We start from the raw sequence: 25,276 nt of genomic DNA, 5'->3' as shown, positions 1-25,276 counted from the left end.
CCATGTTCTCGTCCAACATCTTTCAGCTCGGCCTCAAGGAATTGCGCGGCCTCGCCCGCGATCCGATGCTGCTTCTGCTGATCGTCTACGCCTTCAGCCTGCAGATCTATACCGGCTCGAGCGCCATGCCCGAGACGCTCAACAATGCGGCCGTCGCCATCGTCGACGAGGACCAGTCGCCGCTTTCAGGCCGCATCAGCACGGCCTTCATGCCTCCCTATTTCGTCCCCCCGAAACAGATCTCGATTGCCGAGATGGACAGCCGCATGGATGCCGGCCTCGACACATTCGCGCTCAACATCCCGCCGGATTTCCAGCGCGATGTCCTGGCAAACCAGCAGCCTGTCATCCAGCTCAATGTCGATGCGACGCGCATGAGCCAGGCCTTCAGCGGCAGCGGCTATATCCAGACGATCGTTTCAAACGAGGTCAGCGAATTCCTCAACCGCTACCGAGGCGCAAGCAGCGTCCCGGTCGACCTGACGCTTAGGGCCCGCTTCAACCCGTCGCTCGACAAGTCATGGTTCGGCTCGATCACAAATATCATCACCTCGATCACCATGCTGTCGATCGTGCTCACCGGTGCCGCCCTCATTCGCGAACGCGAGCACGGCACAATCGAGCACCTATTGGTCATGCCGGTGACGCCGACGGAAATCATGATCAGCAAGATCTGGTCGATGGGCCTTGTCGTGCTGCTGGCGTCCAGCTTCGCCCTGTTCGTCATCGTCAAGGGACTGCTGGCGATCCCGATCGAAGGCTCGCCCGCCGTCTTCCTGCTCGGCACGGCGCTCTTCCTGTTCGCCACTACCTCGATGGGCATATTTCTGGCGACGGTCGCAGGCTCCATGCCGCAATTCGGCCTGTTGCTGATCCTCGTGCTATTGCCGCTTCAGGTATTGTCGGGCGCTATGACACCGCGCGAAAGCATGCCGGATATCATCCAGTACATCATGCTTCTCGCCCCCAACACGCATTTCGTCATCCTCGCCCAGGCAGTGCTGTTCCGCGGCGCACAGCTCGACGTCGTCTGGCCGCAGCTTCTGGCGCTGCTGGTCATCGGCTCCGTGCTGTTCTGGCTGGCGCTACGCCGTTTCAGACGTTTCCTCAGATAGTCATTCCGCAGCGATTGCCGGACGGTGGTCGTCATTGCTCTCGGTCCGATCCTCGTCCTTCCGCCGGCCAAGGCGGCTGAGGAACCGGCCGAAACGGTCCATCTCGACGAAGATCACCGGCGTGATGAACAGCGTCAACGCTTGGCTGACGATCAAACCGCCGACCACCGCGACGCCGAGCGGCTGGCGAAGCTCCGAAGACGCGCCGCCGCCGATCGCGATTGGCAGGGCACCGAGCAGCGCACAGAAGGTCGTCATCATGATCGGCCGGAAACGCCGAACGCTCGCCTCGTGGATCGCGGCCGCGGCACTCTCCCCCTTCTCGCGCATCGTCTCCACCGCCACGTCGATCATCATGATGGCGTTTTTTTTGACGATGCCGATCAGCATCAGAAGCCCGATCAATGCGATGATCGAGAGATCGAAACCGAACAATTTCAGCGCCAGAAGTGCACCAAACGCCGCCGCCGGCAGGCCTGAAAGAATGGTCAGCGGGTGGATGAAGCTTTCATAGAGCACCCCGAGCACGACATAGATGGTGAGAACCGCGGCCAGGATCAAAAGCGGCGTATTGCCTTGGCTCTGCTGGAAAATCTGCGCCGTGCCGCCGTATGAAGTGAACACGTCGGCCGGCATATCCATCGATGCCTTGATCTGGTCGATCGCGGCCGTCGCATCGCTGAGCGAGACATTTTCCGGCAAGTTGAACGAAATCGTCGTGGAGACGAGCTGGCCGGTCTGGCTGATCGTCACCGGCGCGGTCTTGCGCTCCACATGGGCGAAGTTCGACAATGGCACCAGCGTGCCGTTGGAAGACATGACCCGCACCTGCTGCAGCAACTGGTCGTTCCACTGGCGGCTGGTGTCGAACTCGACGATCACCTCGTAACTGTCGCCCGTCGACTGGATTTCCGCCGCATTATACCCCCCGAAGGCCATCTGCAGCGATTTGCGCAACGTATCGTCGGTAATGCCGAAACGCGCAGCCTTTTCCGTATCGACCCTGATATCGGCCTCGATCGCGTTGTTCTGCGCATCCGACGTCACGTCGGTGAAATGCTGCCGGTCCTTGCGCATCGCATCCTGCAGCTTGCCAGACCATTCATTCGTGTCGTCCACCTTCAATGCCTGGACGACGAGCTGATATTGGCTGGCCGTGCTGCGCCCGCCGAAACGCAGGCTCTGCTGCGGCGTGATGAAAGCTCTTATACCGGCGATCTTGCCCGTCGCCTGCCGCAGTTCCTGCAGCGTCTGCTGCAATGGCGGCCTTGCGTCGCGGTCTTTCAGCTCGACAAAGATCGTGCCGTTATTGAGCGGGCTTCGGCTGTTGCCGCCGACCGTGGAGGTCACATGGTTGACCGCCGGGTTGGCGCGGATCGCAGCCACGACCTGAGCCTGCAGATCACGCATCGCCGTATAGGAAATGTCTTCGCGCGCACGCGTCGAAACCGAAAGCCTGCCGATATCCTCGGTCGGGAAGAAACTGCTCGGCAGCGTCTTGAACAGATAGATCGAGCCACCGACAGAAGCCAGGAAGACCAGCATGATCACCGTCCGGTTCCTGAGACACCAGCCAACCGAGCGATCATAACCGCGCAGCGTCTTCTCGAAACCGCGATCGAATATCCTGACGATCAGGCTCGGCCGGTGATGCCGATCCGACATCCGCGATCCGAGCATCGGCGTCACGGTTAGCGACACGATAGCCGAAGCGATGATCGCAAGGGCAACCACCATGCCGAATTCGTTGAACAGCCGGCCAACCACCCCGCCCATCAGCAGGATCGGGATGAATACGGCAATCAGCGAGATAGACATCGAGACGATCGTGTAGCTGACCTCCGCGGCCCCCTGCAGCGCCGCCTGCCGCACCGGCATGCCGTCCTCGATATGCCGCATGATGTTCTCGAGCATCACGATCGCGTCGTCGACCACAAGGCCGACGGAAAGCGTCAGCCCCAGAAGCGAGATATTGTCGATACTGTAGCCGAGCAGGTACATGGCCCCAAACGTGGTGACCAGCGATAGCGGCACCGCAAGCGCAGGCACGATCGTCGCCGAAACACGCCCGAGGAACAGATAGATCACCAGCACGACCAGCGCGATCGTCAGCCCTAGCGTGAACTGCACGTCGGAGATCGATTCACGGATCGATACCGAGGAGTCGTTCATCACGTTGAGCGTCACAGAAGCCGGAAGTTCGGCCGTCAGCGCCGGAAGCTTGGCTCTCACCGCATCGACGACGGCAACCGTATTCGCATCCGGCTGGCGCTGTACGGCAAGCACGATGGCCGATTGGCCGTCATACCAGCTGCCCGCGTCGAGGTTTTCGACACTGTCTTCCACCCGTGCGATATCACCGAGATGGATCGGCGCACCGTTGGGCGAGGCGATCACCAGCGAGCGGAACTCTTGCGCATTGGTGCGCTGGGTGTCGGCATTGATCGTCAGCTTCTGGCTGCCGTTCTGCAGCGAGCCGACCGGCGCCTGGCTGTTGGCGGCCTCGATCGCGTTTGTCACGCTTTGCACACCGAGCCCGCGCGCCTGCAGCTTGTCCGGGTCAACCTCGACGCGAACGGCATAGGTCTTCGCCCCGAAGATCGACACTTCGGCAACGCCGGGCAGTGTCGAAAGCGTCGGCGAGATGACGTTCTCGGCAATCTCGTCCACCTTGCTCGGCGGCAGGCTGTCGCTTTTGACGGTCAGAAGCAGCACCGGCGCATCCGCCGGGTTGGTCTTGCGATAGCTCGGCGCCGTCGTCATGTTGTCCGGCAATTGCCGGCTTGCCTGCGAGATCGCCGCCTGCACGTCGGCGGCGGCGGCATCGATATTGCGGCTCAGATCGAATTGCAGCACGATAGACGAACTGCCGAGCGAGTTGGTCGCGCTGATTTCGCTGATGCCCGGAATGGTCTCGAATTTCTTGATCAGCGGCGTGGAAACCGCCGTCGCCATCGTCTGGGGCGAAGCGCCGCTCAGCGACGAGGAGACGTTGATCGTCGGGAAATCCACCTGCGGCAGCGCCGCGACCGGCAGCATCCGGTATCCGGCAAGCCCGGCCAATATGGCCCCGATGGCAAGAAGCGTGGTGGCGACGGGACGCCTGATGCAGAATTCGGAGATCAATTGCTTGCCCCCGGTTCAATCATGCTATTGACCAAGGCAGTTTCCCGGCCGGCGTTCGAAAAATCCTCATGAACCGTCGCCCCATCGGCAAGCTGTGACTGCCCTTCCACGACAACGTGAGCACCGTCCTCTATCCCCTTGGTGATTGCCGTATCGCTTCCGTTGGAGCGGGAAACCGTCACCAGCGTCTTGTGGGCCTTCCTGTCATCCCCGATCGTGTAGATGAAGGGAGTATCGGCACCCGGATTGACCGCAACTGTCGGCACCACGATATTCTCTTCACCGCCGTTGAAATGTACCGTCACGTTGACAGACTGGCCAGGCCATAGCTCTCCACCCGGATTATCGAACTGCGCCTTTGCCAAAATGGTACCCGAGGCTGTGTCCACCGTGTTGTCGAAAAAGCTGAGCTTGCCGGAAACGACCTCATCCGACGAAGACTGAGGCAGCGCATCGACGGTAATTTCACCACCCGAAAATCCCCGGCGCAATTCACCGAGATACCCTTCCGGCAGATGGAAGCTGACATAGATCGGGTCATATTTCTCGATCGTCACCACGGTGGATCCTACCCCGAGATAGGCACCGACACTGACCGCGATATCGCCGAGACGTCCTTCGAAAGGCGCGCGGATTTCGGTGTGCTCTAAATTGACCTGATCGGCTGCGATCGTTGCCTTGTCGCTTTGGACCGTTGCGGCGCTGGTATCGCGCGTGGCCTGCGCCTCGTCGACCGATTGCTGCGTACCGGCACTGCGATCGACGAGTGTTTTCGCCCGGGCAAGCGCGGTCTCGGCCCCCCTCAGCGTTGCCTCATCCCGCGCCAGAAGTGCCTTGTCCTTGTCGAGTGCCGCCACAAGGTTGCGATCATCCAGCTTGGCGATCAGGTCGCCGGCCTTGACGACATCGCCGTCATGCGCGGTGATCGACAGCACCGTTCCGGCTTCTTGGGCGGCGATCGTGGTGTTTTCATCGGCAACGGCTGCCCCCGTGGCAGTGACATCGAGCGGCAAAGTCATCTTCACGGCAGCAACGGTCTTGACTGCCGGGGGCTGGCCATTGCCTCGCCCACGCTGCCCGTTCCGGTCACCATCCTGCAATTGCTCGTTTGCTGCCGTCTTATCCGCCGAAGCTTGCGGATCAAGCTGATCGAGAAAGGGAAGCTGCGCTCGAAAATGCCATCCGGCAGCTGCCGCTACGGCAAAACAAGCCACGATCCAGATCTTCTTCATGCCGGTAGTTCTCCATCAGGGCCTTGCCTCTGTGGAGGAGGATATTGCGCTCAAAACGGCGAAAAGCCAGCGAACACAGCGCCCTGCGGATTAAATCTTGGTAAGGATGCGCGGGATCTCATGAAGCAAAAACGTAACATTCGATCAGTAAAGATCGCCAAGCTCTTCATGGATTGCCGAAATAATCTCGGCGCGTTGCTGGGCCGAACGCCCGGCATGCGCCGCATAGGTCAGCGCCAGCAGCCTCACTGTGCTCAGAATAGTCGTATGCGAGGGGCCGAGCGCAAAACTCGCCACATGGCAAGGCAATACAACATTCGAATATCGCTGCGCTTCCAGCATCGAATTTCGGTCAGTAATGGTGATGATATTGAGACGGCTCGTCGCAGCATGGCTGAGGATCGGTTTCAGGATCGGCTGGTGCGGTGGCAAGGTCACCAGAAGCAGTACGTCCTTCGGCCCGGTCATCGCAAGATCTTCCGCCCAGGATCCTTGGTTGATGCCGAGGATCATCACGCTGTGCCTGAGACGCGAAAAGACCAGCCGCGCATAGCGCGCCACGCCCTCTTCCACACCAAGCCCGAGAACCCACACTTTTGGCGCAGCACCGATCAGTTCGGCGGCCTGCCGCACCTTGTCGGAACGCATTTCCTCGAATGTCTTGGTGAGATTTTTCAACTCGAGTTCCAGATGCGCGCCGATCGTCCGCCCGAGCGCCACCTGTTCCGACTGCGTCACGGAATAGCCGTAAGGCTCCGTGCGGTTGCGCTCTTCACGCGCTTGAAGCTTTACCTCGTTAAAATCCGCATAGCCGAGATGCTGGAAGAAACGCGCGGCGGTTGCCTTCGATACTCCGGCCATCTCTGCGATCTCGGTTGCCGAATGGGTCAGGATATCGTCCTGCCGGTCGAGGATCAGCTGGGCAAGCTTCTGCTCGCCGGCTGTCAGCCGCTGGTAGCGTTCCTGAATGCGCAAGACGAGACGCGAGGCCATGATTTCTCCGGTTTGCCGCTCTGCATAAAAAGATTAGCACCCCTCTTGCAACAATGAAACTATTGTTTCACAATTATGAAACATTGAAACAGAGGCCATGATGGCACAACCACGCGTCATCCGTCAGAGAATATGGGACAACCTTAAGGCTGTCGCACGCCCTGACACGCGCTTCCATCTGAGCTTCAGCGAGTTCATCCCCGATTTCGAAGGCGTCGAGCAGGCGACCGATCGGCTGACGGCCCTGCCGGCCTTCGCCCACTCCAAACTCGCCTTCGTCACACCCGACAATTCCATGACCGAGTTGCGCCGCCGGCTGATCCTCGAGGGCAAGGCCTTCGTCATGTCGACCTACAACATGCAGCGCGGTTTTCTCTACATGGCCCCCGGCATTGTTCCGCCGGAAGCCGCCCCATTTGCGGCATGGCTGGATGGAATGGAGTATTTTGCCCGCCCCATCAGCCTTGAGGAACTGACCGGGATCGGCCGGTTCGACCTGCTTGCCACCGGCGCATCGGCTGTGACCAAGGACGGCATTCGTTTCGGCAAGGGCCACACCTATTTTGATCTCGAATGGGGCATGTTCACCGATCTGGGCCTCGTAGACGAAAAGACGCCGGTCGCGGCAATCGTCCATGACGTGCAGGTGGTCGATGAACAGCTGAGCCCCAGCGAAACCGACATCCAGGTGGATTTCATCGCCACCCCAAGCCGCCTTGCAACGGTCGAGCGCCACAACCGGCGCCCCCGCGGTATCAAATGGGAGCAGCTGACGCGCGACGAGATCGCCGATACGCCGCCGCTGAAAGAGCTTGCCCGCATGCGCGGCATCGCCTGACCCAGAGTTTCAAGACTTCACCCCGACAATAAGGAACAGCCCAATGCATCTTTCCCTCAACCGTCGCCATTTCATGGGCCTGATGGGCGCCGCCGCGACCATGCCGATGATGGGCCGCATGGCTTCCGCCGCCACCCCGCTCAACTTCCAGGCCTCGTGGATCAACGATGCCGAATTCGCTGGTTATTTCCTCGCCGCCGACAAGGGCTATTACAAGGAAGCAGGCCTTGAGCTGGAATATCTTTCCGGCGGCCCGGACGTCATTCCGGAAAGCTCGATCATCGCCGGTAAGGCCGACCTGACGCTGACCACGCCGGACACAACGATCAAGGCGATCGTCGAACAGGGCGCACCGTTCAAGATCATCGGTGCCCAGTACCAGAAGAACCCGATCGGCATCGTGTCTCTGGCCAAGAACCCGATCAAGGAGCCGAAGGACCTGATCGGCAAGACGCTCGCCGTTCCGCCGGTCAACGTCATCTCGGTCGAAGCCATGCTGAAGATTTCCGGCGTCGACAAAAGCCAGGTCAACATCGTGCCTTACGCCTACGACCCGACCCCGCTGATCAAGGGCGAGATCGACGCATCCGTCGATTTCACCACCAACGTCCCCTTCACCATCAAGCAGGCCGGCGAGGACGCCACTTCCTTCCTGCTCTATGACTTCGGCTTCACCATCTTCAACGACACTGTCGTCGTCACCGAAGAAGTCCTCAAGGCCAAGCGCAAGGAAATCGTTGCCTTCCTCAAGGCCAGCCGCAAGGGCTGGGAAGAAAACCTCAAGGATCCGGCAGCCTTCCCGAAGACTTTCGCCGACACTTGGTTCAAGGGCACCGGCCGCTCGATCGAGAACGAAGTCTATTTCAACACCGCGCAGAAGCCGCTGATCGAAAATGCCAAGGGCATCTTCTCGATGAGCGAGGAGGCGATCGCCGCCAATATCGAGGCACTTGCCGCCGTCGGCATCACCGCCAAGCGCGAACACTTCGACACCACCGTTCTCGAAGAAGTTTGATGACCTCTTCGACCGGCATTACGCTTGAAACCGTCTCGCGCTCCTTTCAGGGGCGCGGGACTGTCGTTCAGGCGCTCGACAACGTTTCTCTCGATTGCCCCGCAGGCTCGTTCACGGCGCTGATCGGCCCGTCCGGATGCGGAAAATCCACCATGCTGCGCCTCGCACTCGGCCTCGACGAGCCGACCGCGGGCAAGATCGGCATTGCCGGTATGAAACCGCAACAGGCGGCAAAGGCCGGCCTCACCGGCGTTGCCTTCCAGGACGCGGCCCTGATGCCCTGGCGCAGTGTCGAGGACAATATCGCCCTGCCTCTCGACGTGCTCGGCCGCAAGCGCTCCGATTTTGCCGAAAAGATCGCCGGCCTGATCGACCTCGTCGGCCTCAAGGGTTTCGAGAAGTCGCTGCCCGGCGAACTGTCCGGTGGCATGCGCCAGCGCGTGGCGATTGCCCGTGCCCTCGTCACCGATCCGAAAGTCCTGTTCCTCGACGAACCTTTTGGCGCGCTCGATCAAATTCTTCGCCGCCAGATGAATATCGAGCTGCAGCGCATCTGGATGGAAAACCGCGCCACGACCCTGCTCGTCACCCACGGCATAGACGAGGCCGTTTTCCTCGCCGACCGTGTCGTGGTTATGCAGAGCCGCCCCGGCCGCATCGGCAAGATCGTCGATATCCCGCTTGCCCGCCCGCGCCTGCCGGAAGTGTTTACGACGCCGGAATTTCACGCCCTCGAAGATCAGGTCGCGGAGGCGCTGGATGGCCACTGAGACGGCGCTTGGCGCAAATCCTAGAACAGCTGGGGGAACTCCCAATGGAACGCCCTTTGGGGTCGCCAAAGGCGAAGCCGGTTTCCGCCACTGGACCGCGCTTCGCAACGCAGCGATCCTGCTTGTCCTCTGGGAAGTCCTCGGCCGTTTCAAGCTCGTCGCAGGCGGTGCGCTGCCTGCCCCGACCGAAGTACTTATCCGTTTCTGGCAGGATCGTGGCGACTATCCCCTACATATCCTCGCCACCTTCCAAGGCGCCTCGCTCGGGTTCCTGATAGGCAATGGCCTTGCCATCCTCGCCGGCATTCTCTTCGCCGTCTCACCGGTCGCCGCACGCCTCGGCCGCGGCCTCAACGTCGCGATCTTCGCCCTGCCGCCGATCGCCATCTCCCCGATCCTGGTCCTCACCTTTTCCGGCATGACCCCGCGCGTCGTGCTCGCAGCACTCGGCTGCTATTTCGTCACCATGAGCGCCACCGTCACCGGCATCAGCCAGACCGACCGGCGCATGCTCGACGTCGTTCGTGCCTATGGTGGCACACGTCTCGCCCTGCTTCGCCTCGTCGAAATCCGCGCCGCCCTGCCCGCCATCCTCGCCGGCCTGCGTATTGCGGCACCCGCTGCCGTGCTTGGCTCGATCCTGGCGGAATTCGGCGGCGGCGGCCGTTTCGGCCTCGGCGCCTATCTGATCGGCTCGCTCGGCCGCGCCGATCCCGCCCGTCTCTGGGGCATTGGCCTTGCCGCCACCGCCATGGCGCTGATCGCTTACGGCATTTTTGCGCTCATCGAGACGCGCCTCACCCGCTCCACCTGCGCCGTCACCGTAGCCGCCACACCGCCAAGCATCCGCTCCGAGGGCAACTGGCTTTCCACAATCGCCATCACGCTGGCCTCAATCGCACTCCCTTTAATCGTCTGGTGGCTGCTCCTCAAAATCCTTGGCACGCCGGCGATGATCGCCAAAACCCCGGCCGGCGTCTTCGACTATCTCTTCCTCGACCCATCGGCGACCTCGGCGCAGACCCGCCTTCTCGCAGCACTCGGCCAGACGCTGCCGATGACGCTGATCGGCATGGCCGCCGGCCTCGCCTTCGCCTTCGCGCTTGCCCTCGCTTCGGTCGTGCGCCCCGGCATCGTCCGCTCGTTCATGCCGGTGGCGCTCGTCACCCAGACCATGCCCCTCGTCGCCCTGACGCCGCTGCTCGTTCTGCTTCTCGGTCGTGGCCCCTCGGTCATCCTCTGGATCACCATCTCCGTCACCTTCTTCCCCGCCTTCGTCACGCTGGCGCAGGGCCTCGGCATGGTGTCGCGCGGCGCGCTCGATGTGGTGCGCGCCTATGGCGCAAGCCCTTTCACCCAGCTGCGTCTCGTCTCGATCCCGGCATCCCTGCCCTATCTCTTTGCCGCCATGCGGCTTGCCGTGCCGCGCGCGCTTTTGGGCGTGATGATCGCAGAATGGCTCGCCACCGGCACCGGGCTTGGTAATCTTCTGAACCAGTCGCGAGGCTATCTCGACTACGGCATGATCTGGACGGTCGCAGTGGTCTCGGTCCTCATCTCGGTTCTCTTCTATCAAATCGTCATCGTCATCGAACGGCATGTGCTGCGCAAACGCGGCATGCAGCCGGCCGCCTAAAGTTTTAAAGGAGCACCCCCATGTCCCCTCAGACGTCCAATTACGCTGAAATCGCCGATCACAAGTCTTCCGTGCGCGAACGCGTCTGGACCGAATTGCGCAAGGTCGCCGTCGCTGACAGCCGTTTTCATTTCGATTTCGGCGAGTTCATCGCCGATTTCGAAGGCGGTGAGGCGGCCGTCGAGCGCCTACTCGACAACCCCTATTACCGTGACGCCCGCCTGATCTTCATCACGCCCGACAACTGCCTCGACCGCCTGCGCCTGCAGGCGCTGAAGGACGGCAAGCTGGTGCTGATGACCACCTATTCGATCAAGCGCGGCTTCTGGCTGCTCGATCCGAAGAAGATCGCCCCTGAAATCTACCTCTACGCCTCAACCCTCGACGGCATGGAACGTGTCGGCGAGCACATGACGCTTGCCGATATCCAGACCAAGCTGCCGAATGTCGACTACATGGTCACCGGCACCGGCGCGATCAATCTGGAAGGCGTGCGTTTCGGCAAGGGCCACGGTTTCTTCGATGCCGAATGGGGCATGCTCTATCAGCTTGGCAAAATCTCCGTCGAAACCCCCTGCGCCGCCGTCGTCCACGACTGCCAGGTCCTGTCGGAAAAGCTCAACCCCGATGTCTACGACACCGTCGTCGACGTAATCTTCACGCCCACCCGCTCGATCAACGTCTCGGGCCCGCACAAGCCGACCTGCGGCATCATCTGGGACCGCCTCGACCAGCACATGTTCGACACCATCCCGCCGCTGCAGGAACTGAAAGCCATGGGCCTCTGATCCCTTATCTTCTGACTACCGGCAACATTACCGGTAGTCGCTCTCCAAATCATAAACTTGACTCAATAAGTACATTTTTCATTTCCCCCATGGATTGCATCGCCAAACAGGGGTAAAGCACCGCAAAACTGCGGTGCAGTGACAGTGCCGCCGCGCCTACCCCCATTTGCGAGCACACCCATGGTCTCTCTCCGCCATATTCTCTCGGCAGCAATCCTCATCGCATCCTCCCTCACCACCTCTGCCAGCATGGCGCAGGACGACAAGCCGCTGCGCATCGCGCTTGCCACCAGCATCTCCAATCAGGCGGCAGAAGTGGCCGTCGAGGAGGCGAAGGCCCAAGGCCTCAAGATCGAACTGACCGAGTTCAACGACTGGAACACGCCGAACATGGCCGTCGCTGATCGCGAGATGGATGCCAACCTCTTCCAGCACATTCCCTATCTCGAATTCACCAACCAGGCCGGCGGCCGTAATCTCGTCCCGGTGGCGCCTGCCTATGCCACCCCGTTCGGCCTCTATTCGAAGAAATACAAGTCGTTGGAAGAGCTGCCCGACAACGCCCAGATCGCCTTCTCCGGCGACGCCGTCAACACCGGCCGCTCGCTGCTTCTCCTCCAGCAGGCAAAGCTGGTCGAGCTGAAACCCGGCACCGGCCATCGCGCCACACTCGAAGATGTCGTCAAATGGGTGAAGCCGCTGCGCATCGTCCAGCTCGACGGTCCGCAGATCGCCCGCGCGCTCGACGATGTCGATGCCGCCGCCACCTATCCGACCTTCGCAAAACTCGCAGGCCTCGATCCGGCCTCCGGCCTGATCTTCGAAAACGACCCAATCTACGCCTTCCAGTTCGTCACCCGGCCGGACATGCGCGACGATCCGCGCCTGCGCAAATTCATTGACATCTACCGCGGTTCTGACGCTGTAAAGGCAAAGCTTCGCTCGCTTTACGGAGACCTCGTCTCCTTCCCGTAAGTGGGCGCAAGACAGCAGGATAGTTTCAGGTGGGAAGCCATAAAGATGCACGGTGAATACAAGGTTCAGGGCGGAAAGCTCGTTGTCGTCGATCTCGAAATTGCCGACGGACGCCTCTCGCAGGTTCAGGTTTCGGGCGATTTCTTCCTCGAACCGGCAGAAGCGCTGGAAGACATCCGCGCCTCCCTCGAAGGCCTCTCAGCATCGGCCACGGTAGAGGACATTATCGCCGCCGTGCGCAGCGGCCTGCGCCCCGGCGCGGAAATGATCGGCTTCAGCCCGGAAGCCGTCGCGATCGCCATCCGCCGCGCGCTCGGCGTCACCGGCACATGGCGCGATTACGAATGGCAGATCATCGAGACGCCCGCGCTCACCCCCACCATGCATCTCGCGATGGACGAGGTTCTGGCCAAGGAAGTCGCTTCCGGCCGGCGCGGCCCGTGCCTGCGTTTCTGGGAATGGGAACGCCCGGCCATCATTCTCGGCGGTTTCCAGTCTCTGCGCAACGAGGTGGACATGGAAGCCACGGCGGAACTCGGCATCGAAACCGTCCGCCGTGTCACCGGCGGCGGCGCGATGCTGGTCGAGCCCGGCAACAGCGTCACCTATTCGCTCTACGCACCGGCAGAGCTGGTGCGCGACATGAGCTTTGCCGATTCCTACGCCTTCCTCGACGACTGGGTGCTGAAAGCGCTGCAGTCGCTCGGCATCGACGCCTTCTACAAGCCGCTCAACGACATCTCCAGCTCCAAGGGCAAGATCGGCGGCGCGGCGCAGAAGCGCTTTTCCTCCGGCGCCGTCCTCCATCACGTCACCATGGCCTATGACATGGATGCCGAAAAAATGGTCAAGGTCCTGCGCATCGGCCGCGAAAAGCTGAGCGACAAGGGCACGACCAGTGCGGTGAAGCGCGTCGATCCGCTGCGCAGCCAGACCGGCCTGCCGCGCGAGGAAATCATCTGCCGGATGAAGGAGACCTTCGTTTCGCTGAACGGCGGCACGCCGGGCACGATTTCGGACGAGGAATATGCGGCAGCCGAAAAGCTTGCAGCGGAGAAATTCGCCAGCGAGGAGTGGATCCGCCACATCCCGTGACGGCTATCCCGGCGCCGAGGCGCCGGGCATTCTCACCGCGTCACGGTAAAAACCGCAAGGTTTTCCGGCATCTCGACGCCCGTCATGATGGCGTCGAGATGGGTGTGAATTGCCTCGGCCGCACGGTCGGGGTCATGGTCCCGTATGGCGTTGAAGATGGCTGTATGTTCCTTGATCAGCCGCGCGATCCGGCCCGGCTTCGGCAGGCTCAGGTGACAATAACGATCCACCTTGATCTTCACCGACTTGATGATCTCCCAGATACCGGGGTAACCGGCCGCCTCGGCAATCAGCGTATGAAACAGGTCGTCGGTCCTGCGGAACCCTTCGTAATCGGCTTCCGCCGCCTGCACCTTCTGCAATTCGAGATTGGCGCGCAGCGTCGCGATCTGCGTCCTGTTGGCTTTCACCGCCGCCGCCCGCACCGTCACGTCCTCCAGCGCCTTTCTGACAACGATCGCCTCCGGCAGCGTATCGAGCGCGATACGCGCAACGAACGTTCCCGATTGCGGCAGGATCTCGATCAGCTTTTCGTTCGACAGCCGCAGGATCGCCTCGCGCACCGGCGTGCGGCTGACACCGAACTGTGCGGCGATCTCCTTTTCCAGAATCGGATCGCCCGGATAACGGCGCAGCGACACGATATCGTTCCACAGGACCTGATAGATCAGCGCCGAGGTGCTGGCACTGCGCAGATCCAGTTCGTCGCGTATGCTCGCCAGGTTTTTTCGCTGCTCCTGCGGGGGATTGGTATCCTCCATATAGACCTTCTCACGACTTGTTCTTGGCATTGCGGACCGCTCTTGCGAATCCGCCCCTCTTTGCTGCCGAGCATGGCCCGGCAGCAATCGGCTTGTCAAAGGTTACGGCTTTGACGGATCAAAGCATGGTTTCGAGGATTTCCACCATGGTTTCCGCAGTCAGCTTGCGCGGATTGAAATCCGTCGACCGGCCCACGCCGTTTTTGACGATCTCGGGGGTCGCCTCGCGCGTCACGCCAAGCGCCGAGAGACGGGTCGGCGCGCCGAGCTTTTCCATCTTCGCTTCGAAAGCGTCCGCGAATTCCTCGACCGTCCCGAAACCGAGAACCGTCAGAAGATCGCCGAACCAGGGTCCAAGCTCGGGTTCGTTGAAACGCAGGAAGGCCGGAACATAGATCGCGCAGGCCAGCCCGTGCCGAAGATCGTAATCCAGCGTCAGCGGATAGGAGAGCGGATGCAGCGCCGTATTGCCGATCATCGCCATCTGCGTTCCGCCGATCACGCTGCCGAGCGTCACCTGCTCGATCGCATCACGGTCCTTGTCGAGGCAGGCCGCCTCGATATTGCGGAAGATCAGCACGATCGCGCGAAACGCCATCGCCCGCGTCATGTCGTTGGCGCGGGTCGACCAGAACCCTTCGAGCGCCTGCGTCATCGCATCGAGCGAGGTGGACACCGCCACAGCCGTCGGCATGCTGAGCGTCAGCGCGGGATCGACGATCGCGTGATCCGGAAAGCACTCCGGATAGGCAATCGCCGGTTTGGCATTCTTTTCCTTGTCGGTAACGACGGCAAACGGCGTCACCTCGCTGCCGGTCCCGGCAGTCGTCGGCACGGCAATCAGCGGCAGGCCACGGCCTGCCGGCTTCTTCACCCGGTAAAGATAATCGCGGATGGAGCCTTCATTCTTCTGCAGCAGCGCCACGCACTTGGCCGCATCCAGCACACTGCCGCCACCGATCGCAACGACCACATCCGCCCCGCTTTCGCGGCAGCGGGCGGCGGCGGTATCGACCGTCAGGATCGATGGGTTTTCCTCGATATCGGTAAAAATCGTCAGTTCGGCAGAGCCGACCAGCTCCTTCAATCCGGCTTCGCCGACGCGGTTGAGGAAACTGCGTCCAATCATCGCAAACACATGACGGCCGCCAAAATTCGAAATCATATCGGGTAGGGTCGACAGGCGATCCCAACCGAAATGAACCGCGGTCGGCAAGCTGAAATTCCAATTCGAACCCGTCATCTTAGTCATTCCAATATCTTTTACGTTCTTCAAAAACCAATAGGCCGCCGGCAATTCCACGTCTTGGACAAGACAAAGGAGCGGAGTTGGAGAGGTGATCAGCCCCGCCCGTATCCGCTCCTCCGATCAAGCCATCAAAGCGCTTAGGGGTCGCCAGAGACAGCCTATTGAATTTTAATATATCACTTAGGACCCTCGATTGGAAGGCCGTGCTTGGCCATCAGCTGCAGGTAGTCTTCCCGCGGCGGAACGAAGATGTCGATGCCGCGGAAACCTGTCGTCGTGCGGCCGCCATGCGGCACGTTCGACGGATGGACGCAGACATCGCCGGCCTCCATCAGGAAGGTTTCATCGCCGCAGGTATGCTCTTCCGTTCCTTCCAGGATGACCAGGATCTGCACCGCTTCATGGCTGTGCATGGGAAATACGCATCCGGGAGGATTGGTGATGAAGCTGAGCAGGGCGGGACCTGCAGCGACGAAGCGCGTGCTGGACTGTTCGGTCAGCGGAACCAGCGGAATATCCTCGATCGTGTAGCAGTATTTCGACTTGTTGGTTGCTTTGTAAACCATCGTTATTTCTCCTATTTATCCATTAATTCCAAAGCTTTATGGAAGCATCCACGAAAGCACAGGTGTCGTTTGGAGGTAGACGATCGCGCAAAGGACGAGCGTCAGTGCGATGCTCCAGGGAAGTGTCTTGCGGAAAATATCCCCTTCGCGTCCGATGATGCCGACCGCAGCGGCGCCGATTGTCAGGCTTTGCGGTGAAATCATCTTGCCGAGCACGCCACCGGAGCTGTTGGCCGCAGCCAGAAGCGAGGGTGACAGGCCGGTTTCATGAGCCGCCGCGACCTGCAGAGCACCGAAGAGCGCGTTGGCGGAATTGTCGGATCCGGTAATCGCCACCCCGATCCAGCCGATGGCCGGCGACAGGAATGCAAACGCATGTCCGGTCGTGGCGAGCCAACGCCCGAGCGTGATGGTCTGTCCGGAAAAGTTCATGACGAATGCGACGGCGAGCACGCAGAGAACCGTCGGAATGGCCCATTTGAGCTGCTTGAGCGTGGCACCGTAAGTCTGCACCGCCTCACCGCCCGAAACCTTGAGGAAAGGCCTCGAGAACAGGCCGGCGACACCGAGAAGCGTGGCGGTACCCGGCAGCCATGGCAGTGACAGCGACGTGCCGATAGCCCCGCCGGTCGGATTGACAATGGCAAGCCCCGGCCATGCAAACTTGCTGACTCCGGCAGACAGAGCCTGGGCGATCGGCCCGAGCTGCGACAGCGTGAAGATCACGATGATCGCGACATAGGGCAGGAAGGCGATCGAAACGCTGCGGCTGTTGAATGGGATTTTCGAGTTTTCGCCTTCGTTGACGATGGCGCATTCGACAGTTTCCTTCGGCTTCCACACCTGCAGGAAGGCGACCAGCGCCGCGGCCCCGGCAAGCGCGCCGAGAACGTCCGTCAGCGGCACCGAGATCCAGGACGAGCTGACGAACTGTGTCACGGCATAGGCAAAACCGGCGACCAGCGCAGGCAGCCATGTCTGGCGAAGGCCCCTGCCGCCATCGACGATCCACACGAGGATCAGCGGAATGAACATCGCCAGGATCGGCGTCTGGCGACCGATGATCGCGCCCAGCTCGTCATAAGGCAGGCCGGATACGGCAGCCAATGTGGTGATCGGCACGCCGAGTGCCCCGAAGGCAACCGGCGCGGTATCGGCAACGAGCGCGCAGAGTGCGGCTTTCAGCGGATCCATGCCGATTGCCACCATCATCACGCCGGCAATCGCAATCGGCGTACCGGCACCGGCAAGCGCCTCGAGCAGGCCGCCGAAGCAGAAGGCGATGATGATCGACTGTACACGCAGGTCGGTGCTGATCACCCCGAAACTGCGCCGCAGGATGTCGAAATATCCCGACTTCACCATCATGTTGTGGATCCAGATGGCGTTGATGATGATCAGGATGATCGGAAGAATACTGAATGCCGCACCATAAAGCGCGGAATTGGCGGCGACCGAAACCGGCATGCCGTAGATGATGATGGCAACACCCATCGCGACGATAAGTGAGCATAGACCGGAAAGCTGCGGCGACAGCCTGAACCCTCCGAGCATGATGAACATCGTCAGAAGCGGCAAAGCCGCAAAGAACGAACTCAGTCCGAGCGACTGAGCGACCGGATCATAAACCTGTTGAAACATTTTCGGCGCGTCTCCCCACGCTGCCCGCAAGCGCGGGCACAAACCCAAAGCCTTGCACCCGCCAAAATCGCCTCCCCTAAAAGCGGTCCAGGTCGATGAGAGAACTCATCTCATGCAAGATGTGTATACTTATATATCAGTTGGATTTGATCGAAAGTGCGCAAGCCGCCGCAGCAGTGAGGCAAGTTGACGCTGGGAGATGGTTAGAGATCAAGACAGTCGATATCATTCGGACAGCGCAGTACCCGCCGGGAATGTTCGCATATCGCGCAGGAGCTAGCGAGAGAATGAAGAGCGTGAGACGCGGTTACTGGCTCAGATCGATTCTGCTGGTCACGACCGACTTGCCACTTGCCGGGTCGTTATCGATGGTCTGCAACCGCAGTCGGTTTTCGCCAAGTCTGGCGATTGTCATCGTCGCCTTACGGTCGCCGTTGATATTCCTCGCCCAGCGCACGGCCAGATTTATGGAATCACCTTGCCGGGTTCCCGAAAGCGAAGAGGGCTGGCCCGAAGGCCCTGTGTAGGTACCGCTATAACGCGTACCGGAGGCCTTCAGCGCTGCGGAGATGGATCGGCTGACGACAGCAAGCGCGCGACAGGACCCCTGCATCGCAAGATCGTCAGCGCCTGCAGAAAAATCTACATTACAGCTCACATTAACAGATTTTCCGCCGATCCGGGTCAGAACCGTTCCCTTGCCTGACCATTTTCCATCGATGGATTTCAAAAACTCTCCTTCGGCGGCCGTTGCCGAACCGGCCATTCCCATTGGAAGGACCAATGCTGCTGTCAGAATTGCGAGGAACTGCGCATGCATCACAACCTCCATCAAAAGATGCAGGCCTAACGCTCACTTTCAGTACAAGTTCCCGGCAGCCAGAATCCGCCAGAGCGTCAGCAGAATATCCACTGCGCAATTCTTTGCCTGGCAGCAGTCCGACTTCGACCCGGCCATGCTTTAGAGGCTACGGGAAATCACAGCATTTATTATCAGCAAATAAGCTGAGCATTAACCAAGCAAAAACCATGGCGTGCAAAATATAGACACATTGTCACATCTCCACTTTTCAGTTCAGGATCTGCAAGATGATACCGGCACAGGCAGAAAAGCAGCAGCATGCAGCAACGCCCCGTTCAATGCAGGTCATAACCGACGGCATCGGCAACGATCTCGAGCGTTTCAGCGCCGACAACACTCATGTCGTCAAGCAGATCAAGCTTCTGGCGATCAATGCGCTGATCGAAGCAGCGCGTGCCGGCGAGATGGGCAAGGGATTTGCCGTCGTCGCCAACGAGGTACAGCGACTGGCGCAGATCGCCTCCGACATTGCCTCCAAATTCGAAAGCAATGTGCTCGGCCGCATTGGACTGACGCGCAGCATGGCCGATTCTCTGGTTCACGAGATGGAGGGCATTAGGCTCACGGATCTCGCGCAGACGCTCGTACAACTGATCGTCCGCAACCTCTTTGAACGCACTGCCGATGTCCGCTGGTGGGCGACTGATACGGCGCTCTGGCAGGCCCTCAATGATCCGTCCGCCGAGCGCCGGACATTCGCAGCGGAACGCCTGGGTGTCATCAACCGCTTTTACACCGTCTATCTCGATCTCGTCATGACCGACCTTTCCGGCAAGGTGATCGCCTCGGCCAACCCGAAATTCCAGCGAAAGCTGATTGGTACATCGCTGTCGGATGAACCTTGGTTCGCTGCCGCCCGCCGTTGTGCCTCGGGGGACGATTATGTCGTCGATGAGGTGAAGCGCTCCGGTCCGCATGACAACCGCACGGCCCTTGTCTATGCAACAGGTATCCGTGACGGGGGCAAAGTCGACGGTGAGCTTTTGGGTACACTCGGCGTCTATTTCGACTGGGAAAACCAGGGCCAGTCGATTGTCGAGAAGGAAGCAAACCTTCCGCCGCATGTGGCGGACAAGACCACCGTCCTTCTGCTCGACGGAAACAGCCGCGTCATCGCAACGACAAACCCCGCCCTGCTGTTCACGCATTTCGCACTCGTCAATCCGGGAGGCCAGGCATCCGGCAGCTACTACGACAATAACGGCTCGATCGTCGCCTATGCCCGAACGCTCGGTTACGAAGATTACGACGGTCTCGGCTGGTATGGAGTGGTCGTTCAGCGGCTGGAAAACGAGGATGACATACGCATGGCGCTGAATATCCGGTAGCCTTGGGCTTCCCGTTAAAAATCCCAGGGCGAGATAAGGTCGAGCCCGAAGGTCTGGAAATCCCCTCTGGCCGTTGCCCGCATAGACGCTATCTCAAGCCTGTGAGGATTGAGGAGGCATCATGATCATCCGCTCCGGAAGCTGCCTGTGCGGAAAGGTCCGCTACAAAGTTAAATCGGACCCCATTCGCATCGGGCTTTGCCATTGCATGGATTGCCGCAAGGAAAGCGGTTCGGTCTTTGCCACATTCGGTATCTGGCCCGCACATGCCTTCGAGGCATCGGGAGAGGTTCGATATTATGAAGGCCGTGGCTTCTGCGTGAACTGCGGCGCCCGCATCTTTTCCGAGCCAGCCGAGGATGAGATCGAGATCCGGGTCGGCACGCTGGACATGGCTCCGACCGATATCCAGCCAACCTATGAATTATGGGTCAAGCGCCGTGAAGACTGGCTGGCACCGCTGGATGGCGCCGAGCAGTTCGAGGAAGACCGTCTCTGATCCGTATCGCTATTTGTACGTTGCTTTGATATGCCTGCTCACCAGCACAAAACATGGCACGGTGAGATCCCGATGACCTATGAAGCACAACTGAAAAAAGCGATCGACATCGCCACGAAGGCGCATGAAGGACAGTCCAGCAAAACGGGCGGCCCGTTCATCGATCATGTGCGGCGTGTGGCCGAGCATGTAACGGGAGAGGATGAAACGCTGGTCGCATGGCTTCACGACGTCGTCGAAAAAGGCCCCGGCTGGACTTTCGAGCGGCTGCGCGAAGAAGGTTTTTCACAAAGGGTCATCGATGCTGTCGACGCGATGAGCAAGCGTGACGGCGAGGATTATTTCGACTTCGTCCGCCGTTCGATCGGAAGCCCTTTGGCCCGCCCGGTCAAACGGGCCGACCTCACCGACAATCTCGCTCAGATGCGCCAGATGGGCGGCGATGGCGGAAAATTTGCCGAAGGCCTTCGCATTCTCGGTGAAACCTATCCGGCTTGACCGGAACTTTGGCCTGTCTCTTTCGTTGCGGCGGTTGGACCACTGCCCGAAACGGAAGGATCGCCGATGGAATTTCAGTCGAAAGTCGCTCTGGTCACCGGCGCAGGCTCGGGCATCGGCCGCGCTTCTGCAATCAAGCTGGCAGAAGCCGGAGCTGTCGTGGGAATTCTGGGCCACACGCCCGGCGAACTTAACGAAACAGCGGAATTGATCGAGGTCACCGGCGGCAGAGCCATTTCTTTGAACGCCGACGTCGCGGATGAAATAGCCATGCACCACGCCGTGGAAACGCTGGTCGCGGAGACCGGCAGGCTGGATGTGGTGGTGGCGAATGCAGGCATAAACGGCGTCTGGGCGCCGATTGATGATCTCAAGCCGGATGAGTGGGACCAGACGATCCGCGTCAACCTGCGCGGCACCTATCTGACGCTCAATGCCAGCATCCCGCATCTGAAAAGGCAGGGCGGCTCGGTGATCGTCGTATCTTCCATCAATGGCAATCGCACCTTCAATACGCCGGGTGCAACGGCCTATGTCGCGACAAAAGCGGCTCAAGTGGCTATCGTCCAGCAACTGGCGCTTGAACTGGGGCGCCACCGGGTTCGCGTCAACGCGGTCTGCCCGGGCGCTATCGAGACCAGCATCCATAACAACACAAAAGTGCGTGGCGAAGACGAGACTGCCGTTCCGGTGGAGTTCCCCACCGGCGATATTCCCATCACCGGCGGCAAGGCGGGTCGAAGCGAGGACGTCGCTTCCGTTATCCTGTTCCTTGCCTCCGACCAGTCGCGGCATGTCACAGGAACTCCGGTCTATGTCGATGGTGGTCAGGGACTTTTGCGCTGACCCTATAAGCTCGCCGACGCGCGATCGGGCAGAAATTCTTGCGACCTATGCAAATTCTGGAGGCCTGATTTGCGCATGGTCAAGGATTGAAATTGAATACTTTGGGTGCTAACTAATGCCATAGATAATCTTAGTGTGCTAACCATAATGCCCTATATCGATCAAACAGCCTCGGAATTCCTTGAGGAGCTGACCAAGGTCAGCCGCAAGATCCGCACGACTTTCAACAAGAAGGTGACCGCGCACGGGCTCACCTATCCCCGTGCGCGTGCGCTTTTCCGTCTGGCGAAAAAGCAGAACATGACTCAGACGGAGCTCGCCTGCGATCTGGAGCTGGAACAGGCAACGCTTGTGCGCCTGCTTGACCGTATGGAGGAAAATGGGCTGATCGAACGCCGCCCCGATGCAAACGACCGGCGCGTCAAACTCATCGCCCTGACCGAACACGGAGAAGAGCAGGCCGCTTTCGTGCGTGCGCTGGCAGACCAGATCCGGCATCAGTTCTTTGAGGGCATTGACGAGGCCGAGCTGAGGCAAGCCATCGCGTTGATGGAACGGATCTCCGAAAACGTCTCCAATGTGGAGGTCGATGATGTCCACGCGTGAGGCCACTGTGAGAAGCGAAGAGCCGCAGCTCGAGCGGCTGGAAACTGCGGCAGCCGACGTGCAGGCGCCACCGCCGGCCCCGGCTCCCGCAAGCCCACCGCCTTTCGTGCCGAAACCGTTACCGATCGCACTTCTTTATGCAATTACGTCGCTCACGGCCGCCGTCATGCAGGGGCTTGGCACGGCGATGATCTCGACCAACCTGCAGCAGATCGCCGGACCGCTTGAAGCGACCCAGAACGAAGCCGCATGGCTGATGGCAGCTTATCTCTTCCCGAACGCCAGCCTCGGCCTGTTCCTGTTCAAGGTCCGCACCCAATACGGCATCCGCCAGTTCTGCGAGCTGGCGATCATCCCTTACGTGATCATCAGCCTTGCGCATCTGTGGGTCAATGATCTCGGCTTGAGCATCGCACTTCGTTTCTTCGCCGGTGCGGCGGCAGCGCCGATCTCGTCGATGGCCTTCCTCTACATGCTGGAAATCTTTCCACCGGAGAAGAAGCTCAATATCGGTCTTTGCCTCGCCCTGATCGGCCTGTCGCTGTCGACGCCGATCGCCGGCCTCATTTCGCCGTCGCTTCTCGATATTCACGACCTGCGCGGCCTCTACCTCGTCGAGCTCGCCCTGGCGCTGATCGTCTTTGGCCTCATCTACATTCTGCCGCTGACATCCCCGCCCCGCGCCAAGGTCATCTCATCGATGGACTATGTGAGCTACGGCCTGCTCGCCACGTCGATGGGTTGTCTTGCGGTCTTCTTCACCATGGGCCGCCTCTACTGGTGGCTGGAAGCCAACTGGCTCGCCTGGGTGCTGATCACCGGCATCGTCAGCGGCACGCTCTGCATCATGCTGGAGCTCAATCGCAAGAACAACCTGATCGACGTGCGCTGGATAGGCTCGTGGGAGATCGTCCACTTCGCAGGCGTGCTGCTTGTCTTCCGCATGCTGCTGACCGAACAGTCGACGGGCGCGATCAATTTCTTCCGCCAGCTCGGCCTGTTCAACGAGCAGATGGCTCACCTCTATTGGGCGGTGCTGATTGCGAGCGTTACCTCGGGCCTGCTCTGCGCAGTCTTCATGAAGCCCGGTCGTGAGGCCGCCATCCATCTGCTCGCATTGATCCTGATTGCCGCCGGTACCTTCATGGACAGCCAGTCGACGGTTCTGACGCGGCCGGACCAGATGCTGCTCAGCCAGTCGCTGATCGCATTCGGCTCGGGCCTCTTCCTTCCTCCGGCCATGGCCGTCGGTTTTGCCGCCGCGCTGAAGAAGGGCCTGACCTACATCATCAGCTTCATCGCCGTGTTTCTCTTTACCCAGAAGGTCGGCGCCTTCATCGGCAGCGCCCTGTTCGGCAGCTTCGTTACCTGGCGGGAGCAATATCACTCTGCCATCCTGACCTCGCGCCTCCTGCCCACCGATCCGCTCGTCGTGCAGCGCATCAACCAGTACGTCTCCGCCTATAGCCGCACCGGCTCGGATGCCATGCAGCACACGATCCAGGGCACCAGCACCTTCGCCAAGCAGGTCCAGCAGCAAGCCTATGTGCTTGCCTATAACGACGCCTTCTTCGCGACATTCGTTCTCGCGGCAGTGGCCATCGGCCTGCTGCTGCTCCACATCCTCTGGAATAACCGCCACCGGTTCCTGCACAGCACAGACGCCCCGCAAACTGCCTGACGCTCGCAACCTGGCCCAAAACATAAGTCAAAGACCATGAAATCCGTATTTCGCTCTCTCGCCACCTATCTCGCGGCTGCCGTAGGCATCGCCGGTGTCCTCATCGTGCTCTATGTCTGGAACCTGCCGCCGTTCAAGGGCTCGATCGAGACCACCAACGATGCCTACGTGCGTGGCCAGGTTACCCTGCTCAGCCCGCAGCTCGCCGGCTATATTGTAGAAGTGCCTGTTCAGGACTATCAGAGGGTCAAAAAAGGCGACCTGATTGCCCGGATCGACGACCGCATCTACACGCAGAAGCTGGAACAGGCGAAGGCCACCTTGGCATCGGCCGAGGCTTCGCTTGCCAATTCCGAGCAGAGCCGCAAGTCGGCTGACGCCAAGATCGTTTCGGCCAAGGCAGCCGTCGAAAGCGCCAACGCCGCCTTCGATGCGGCCAAGACCGCCTATAACCGCACCCAGTCGCTCCTAAAGAGCAATGTCTCGACCCAGAGCGATTTCGAAAAAGCCCAGGCGACCTATGATCAGGCCCAGGCATCGGTTCACCAGGCAGACGCGGCAGTTCTCGTCGCCGAGCAGGACCTCAACACGATCGTCGTCAACCGCCGGACGCTGGAAGCGACCGTCGAGGGCGCCAGGGCTTCCGTCGCGCTTGCCGATATAGACCTGCAGAACACCCGCATCACCGCCCCGCAGGACGGCGAGCTCGGTGAAGTGACAGGCCGCCTCGGCCAGTACGTCTCGATCGGCACACAGATCGCATCGCTCGTGCCCAATCATGTCTGGGTCGTCGCCAATTACAAGGAAAACCAACTCGAAGGAATGAAGCCCGGCCAGCTGGTCACCTTCACGGTTGATGCTCTCGGGCACCAGAGTCTCAAGGGCCGTATCGAGCGTTTCGCGCCGGCGACCGGCTCCGAATTCTCCGTCATCAAATCCGATAACGCGACCGGCAATTTCACCAAGGTCGCCCAGCGTATTCCCGTCCGGATCGCAATAGAGCCGAACCAACCACTTACCGATAGCCTCGTCCCCGGCATGTCGGTCGTTGCCAGCGTTGACCTCGCGCAGCAAAGTGGACCAGCTCTGGCACAGGGCAACTGACCTTTTCGTCAGTCCGCCCCGCCCTTTCCGGACAAAAAGAAGCCCCGCGCCC

At 60.3% G+C, this 25,276-nt stretch carries 23 protein-coding genes; 15 read left to right on the top strand and 8 right to left on the bottom strand.

Annotation, left to right across the window (positions count from 1 at the left end):
* The first annotated feature begins 2 nt into the window (after positions 1–2).
* Positions 3–1,115 carry an ABC transporter permease gene (locus ACI3K0_RS15665; RefSeq protein ID WP_183685702.1) on the top strand — a complete coding sequence of 371 codons (1,113 nt, stop codon included), beginning with the start codon at positions 3–5 and terminating at the stop codon, positions 1,113–1,115.
* Here ACI3K0_RS15665 and ACI3K0_RS15660 read toward each other — a convergent pair whose 3' ends face one another.
* From ACI3K0_RS15660 to ACI3K0_RS15650, 3 genes are all read right to left on the bottom strand, one after another.
* Positions 1,116–4,241, bottom strand: coding sequence for an efflux RND transporter permease subunit (locus ACI3K0_RS15660; protein WP_183685701.1), 3,126 nt, complete (start codon positions 4,239–4,241; stop codon positions 1,116–1,118).
* A complete protein-coding gene (locus tag ACI3K0_RS15655; protein WP_206826783.1) occupies positions 4,238–5,473 on the bottom strand; it encodes an efflux RND transporter periplasmic adaptor subunit in 1,236 nt (411 codons plus the stop codon). Before ACI3K0_RS15655 ends, ACI3K0_RS15660 begins: the two co-directional genes overlap by 4 nt.
* Positions 5,474–5,617: 144 nt before the next feature.
* Positions 5,618–6,466, bottom strand: coding sequence for a MurR/RpiR family transcriptional regulator (locus ACI3K0_RS15650; protein WP_148145115.1), 849 nt, complete (start codon positions 6,464–6,466; stop codon positions 5,618–5,620).
* Positions 6,467–6,566: 100 nt separating this feature from the next.
* On the opposite strand from ACI3K0_RS15650, the gene ACI3K0_RS15645 reads away from it, so the two are divergent.
* The 7 genes from ACI3K0_RS15645 (at position 6,567) to ACI3K0_RS15615 (ending at position 13,583) form a co-directional block, all read left to right on the top strand.
* A complete protein-coding gene (locus tag ACI3K0_RS15645) occupies positions 6,567–7,304 on the top strand; it encodes a 5-formyltetrahydrofolate cyclo-ligase (RefSeq protein WP_206826781.1) in 738 nt (245 codons plus the stop codon).
* Positions 7,305–7,347: 43 nt separating this feature from the next.
* Positions 7,348–8,319 (top strand): ABC transporter substrate-binding protein, encoded by a 972-nt coding sequence (locus tag ACI3K0_RS15640; RefSeq protein ID WP_404945595.1) that lies wholly within the window; start codon positions 7,348–7,350, stop codon positions 8,317–8,319.
* Positions 8,319–9,089: an ABC transporter ATP-binding protein gene (locus ACI3K0_RS15635; RefSeq protein ID WP_206826777.1), complete on the top strand. Its 771-nt coding sequence runs from the start codon at positions 8,319–8,321 to the stop codon at positions 9,087–9,089. The genes ACI3K0_RS15640 and ACI3K0_RS15635 overlap by 1 nt, the downstream gene beginning before the upstream one ends.
* Positions 9,079–10,725, top strand: a complete 1,647-nt coding sequence (locus tag ACI3K0_RS15630; RefSeq protein WP_206826776.1) for an ABC transporter permease — start codon at positions 9,079–9,081, stop codon at positions 10,723–10,725. The genes ACI3K0_RS15635 and ACI3K0_RS15630 overlap by 11 nt, the downstream gene beginning before the upstream one ends.
* 20 nt (positions 10,726–10,745) lie before the next feature.
* Positions 10,746–11,513, top strand: coding sequence for a 5-formyltetrahydrofolate cyclo-ligase (locus tag ACI3K0_RS15625; protein ID WP_148145119.1), 768 nt, complete (start codon positions 10,746–10,748; stop codon positions 11,511–11,513).
* 180 nt (positions 11,514–11,693) lie between these two features.
* Positions 11,694–12,488: a MetQ/NlpA family ABC transporter substrate-binding protein gene (locus ACI3K0_RS15620; protein WP_206826775.1), complete on the top strand. Its 795-nt coding sequence runs from the start codon at positions 11,694–11,696 to the stop codon at positions 12,486–12,488.
* A gap of 45 nt (positions 12,489–12,533) precedes the next feature.
* Entirely contained in the window at positions 12,534–13,583 is a 1,050-nt protein-coding gene (locus ACI3K0_RS15615; protein WP_404945594.1) for a biotin/lipoate A/B protein ligase family protein, read from the top strand.
* A 32-nt stretch (positions 13,584–13,615) separates the two neighbouring features.
* Here ACI3K0_RS15615 and ACI3K0_RS15610 read toward each other — a convergent pair whose 3' ends face one another.
* From ACI3K0_RS15610 to ACI3K0_RS15590, 5 genes are all read right to left on the bottom strand, one after another.
* Positions 13,616–14,374, bottom strand: coding sequence for a GntR family transcriptional regulator (locus tag ACI3K0_RS15610; RefSeq protein ID WP_404945593.1), 759 nt, complete (start codon positions 14,372–14,374; stop codon positions 13,616–13,618).
* An 88-nt stretch (positions 14,375–14,462) separates the two neighbouring features.
* The gene (locus ACI3K0_RS15605) at positions 14,463–15,587 is read right to left on the bottom strand and encodes an iron-containing alcohol dehydrogenase (protein ID WP_404945592.1); all 1,125 of its coding nucleotides are present in this window, start codon (positions 15,585–15,587) and stop codon (positions 14,463–14,465) included.
* 182 nt (positions 15,588–15,769) lie between these two features.
* The gene (locus ACI3K0_RS15600; protein ID WP_112458259.1) at positions 15,770–16,159 is read right to left on the bottom strand and encodes a cupin domain-containing protein; all 390 of its coding nucleotides are present in this window, start codon (positions 16,157–16,159) and stop codon (positions 15,770–15,772) included.
* A 36-nt stretch (positions 16,160–16,195) separates the two neighbouring features.
* Entirely contained in the window at positions 16,196–17,800 is a 1,605-nt protein-coding gene (locus ACI3K0_RS15595) for an L-lactate permease (RefSeq protein ID WP_404945591.1), read from the bottom strand.
* Between the two features lie 307 nt (positions 17,801–18,107).
* Positions 18,108–18,620 (bottom strand): hypothetical protein, encoded by a 513-nt coding sequence (locus tag ACI3K0_RS15590; RefSeq protein ID WP_404945590.1) that lies wholly within the window; start codon positions 18,618–18,620, stop codon positions 18,108–18,110.
* A gap of 269 nt (positions 18,621–18,889) precedes the next feature.
* On the opposite strand from ACI3K0_RS15590, the gene ACI3K0_RS15585 reads away from it, so the two are divergent.
* The 7 genes from ACI3K0_RS15585 to ACI3K0_RS15555 all read left to right on the top strand — a co-directional run bounded on the left by ACI3K0_RS15585 (position 18,890) and on the right by ACI3K0_RS15555 (position 25,224).
* Positions 18,890–19,990 (top strand): methyl-accepting chemotaxis protein, encoded by a 1,101-nt coding sequence (locus ACI3K0_RS15585; RefSeq protein WP_183685689.1) that lies wholly within the window; start codon positions 18,890–18,892, stop codon positions 19,988–19,990.
* A gap of 121 nt (positions 19,991–20,111) precedes the next feature.
* Positions 20,112–20,489 (top strand): GFA family protein, encoded by a 378-nt coding sequence (locus ACI3K0_RS15580; protein WP_404945589.1) that lies wholly within the window; start codon positions 20,112–20,114, stop codon positions 20,487–20,489.
* Between the two features lie 72 nt (positions 20,490–20,561).
* Positions 20,562–20,987, top strand: a complete 426-nt coding sequence (locus ACI3K0_RS15575) for a metal-dependent phosphohydrolase (protein ID WP_404945588.1) — start codon at positions 20,562–20,564, stop codon at positions 20,985–20,987.
* A 66-nt stretch (positions 20,988–21,053) separates the two neighbouring features.
* Positions 21,054–21,833: an SDR family oxidoreductase gene (locus tag ACI3K0_RS15570; protein WP_404945587.1), complete on the top strand. Its 780-nt coding sequence runs from the start codon at positions 21,054–21,056 to the stop codon at positions 21,831–21,833.
* Positions 21,834–21,980: 147 nt separating this feature from the next.
* A complete protein-coding gene (locus ACI3K0_RS15565; protein WP_183826075.1) occupies positions 21,981–22,439 on the top strand; it encodes a MarR family winged helix-turn-helix transcriptional regulator in 459 nt (152 codons plus the stop codon).
* Entirely contained in the window at positions 22,426–24,120 is a 1,695-nt protein-coding gene (locus ACI3K0_RS15560) for an MFS transporter (RefSeq protein WP_206826765.1), read from the top strand. The genes ACI3K0_RS15565 and ACI3K0_RS15560 overlap by 14 nt, the downstream gene beginning before the upstream one ends.
* Before the next feature lie 36 nt (positions 24,121–24,156).
* A complete protein-coding gene (locus ACI3K0_RS15555) occupies positions 24,157–25,224 on the top strand; it encodes an HlyD family secretion protein (RefSeq protein ID WP_148145130.1) in 1,068 nt (355 codons plus the stop codon).
* The last annotated feature ends 52 nt before the right edge of the window (positions 25,225–25,276 follow it).

The organism is Rhizobium sp. ZW T2_16 (assembly GCF_044987325.1).
Taxonomy (GTDB): domain Bacteria; phylum Pseudomonadota; class Alphaproteobacteria; order Rhizobiales; family Rhizobiaceae; genus Neorhizobium; species Neorhizobium cellulosilyticum.
Note: the sequence above shows the minus strand (reverse complement) of the source record. Positions and strands in the feature narration are given on the sequence as shown.

Coding starts and splice junctions, on each gene's coding strand:
- ACI3K0_RS15600 (WP_112458259.1), bottom strand. CDS start 16,159: ATGGTTTACAAAGCAACCAACAAGTCGAAATACTGCTACACGATCGAG.
- ACI3K0_RS15575 (WP_404945588.1), top strand. CDS start 20,562: ATGACCTATGAAGCACAACTGAAAAAAGCGATCGACATCGCCACGAAG.
- ACI3K0_RS15560 (WP_206826765.1), top strand. CDS start 22,426: ATGTCCACGCGTGAGGCCACTGTGAGAAGCGAAGAGCCGCAGCTCGAG.
- ACI3K0_RS15640 (WP_404945595.1), top strand. CDS start 7,348: ATGCATCTTTCCCTCAACCGTCGCCATTTCATGGGCCTGATGGGCGCC.
- ACI3K0_RS15645 (WP_206826781.1), top strand. CDS start 6,567: ATGGCACAACCACGCGTCATCCGTCAGAGAATATGGGACAACCTTAAG.
- ACI3K0_RS15605 (WP_404945592.1), bottom strand. CDS start 15,587: ATGACGGGTTCGAATTGGAATTTCAGCTTGCCGACCGCGGTTCATTTC.
- ACI3K0_RS15635 (WP_206826777.1), top strand. CDS start 8,319: ATGACCTCTTCGACCGGCATTACGCTTGAAACCGTCTCGCGCTCCTTT.
- ACI3K0_RS15665 (WP_183685702.1), top strand. CDS start 3: ATGTTCTCGTCCAACATCTTTCAGCTCGGCCTCAAGGAATTGCGCGGC.
- ACI3K0_RS15585 (WP_183685689.1), top strand. CDS start 18,890: ATGATACCGGCACAGGCAGAAAAGCAGCAGCATGCAGCAACGCCCCGT.
- ACI3K0_RS15655 (WP_206826783.1), bottom strand. CDS start 5,473: ATGAAGAAGATCTGGATCGTGGCTTGTTTTGCCGTAGCGGCAGCTGCC.
- ACI3K0_RS15570 (WP_404945587.1), top strand. CDS start 21,054: ATGGAATTTCAGTCGAAAGTCGCTCTGGTCACCGGCGCAGGCTCGGGC.
- ACI3K0_RS15565 (WP_183826075.1), top strand. CDS start 21,981: ATGCCCTATATCGATCAAACAGCCTCGGAATTCCTTGAGGAGCTGACC.
- ACI3K0_RS15630 (WP_206826776.1), top strand. CDS start 9,079: ATGGCCACTGAGACGGCGCTTGGCGCAAATCCTAGAACAGCTGGGGGA.
- ACI3K0_RS15625 (WP_148145119.1), top strand. CDS start 10,746: ATGTCCCCTCAGACGTCCAATTACGCTGAAATCGCCGATCACAAGTCT.
- ACI3K0_RS15650 (WP_148145115.1), bottom strand. CDS start 6,466: ATGGCCTCGCGTCTCGTCTTGCGCATTCAGGAACGCTACCAGCGGCTG.
- ACI3K0_RS15615 (WP_404945594.1), top strand. CDS start 12,534: ATGCACGGTGAATACAAGGTTCAGGGCGGAAAGCTCGTTGTCGTCGAT.
- ACI3K0_RS15610 (WP_404945593.1), bottom strand. CDS start 14,374: ATGCCAAGAACAAGTCGTGAGAAGGTCTATATGGAGGATACCAATCCC.
- ACI3K0_RS15590 (WP_404945590.1), bottom strand. CDS start 18,620: ATGCATGCGCAGTTCCTCGCAATTCTGACAGCAGCATTGGTCCTTCCA.
- ACI3K0_RS15595 (WP_404945591.1), bottom strand. CDS start 17,800: ATGTTTCAACAGGTTTATGATCCGGTCGCTCAGTCGCTCGGACTGAGT.
- ACI3K0_RS15555 (WP_148145130.1), top strand. CDS start 24,157: ATGAAATCCGTATTTCGCTCTCTCGCCACCTATCTCGCGGCTGCCGTA.
- ACI3K0_RS15580 (WP_404945589.1), top strand. CDS start 20,112: ATGATCATCCGCTCCGGAAGCTGCCTGTGCGGAAAGGTCCGCTACAAA.
- ACI3K0_RS15620 (WP_206826775.1), top strand. CDS start 11,694: ATGGTCTCTCTCCGCCATATTCTCTCGGCAGCAATCCTCATCGCATCC.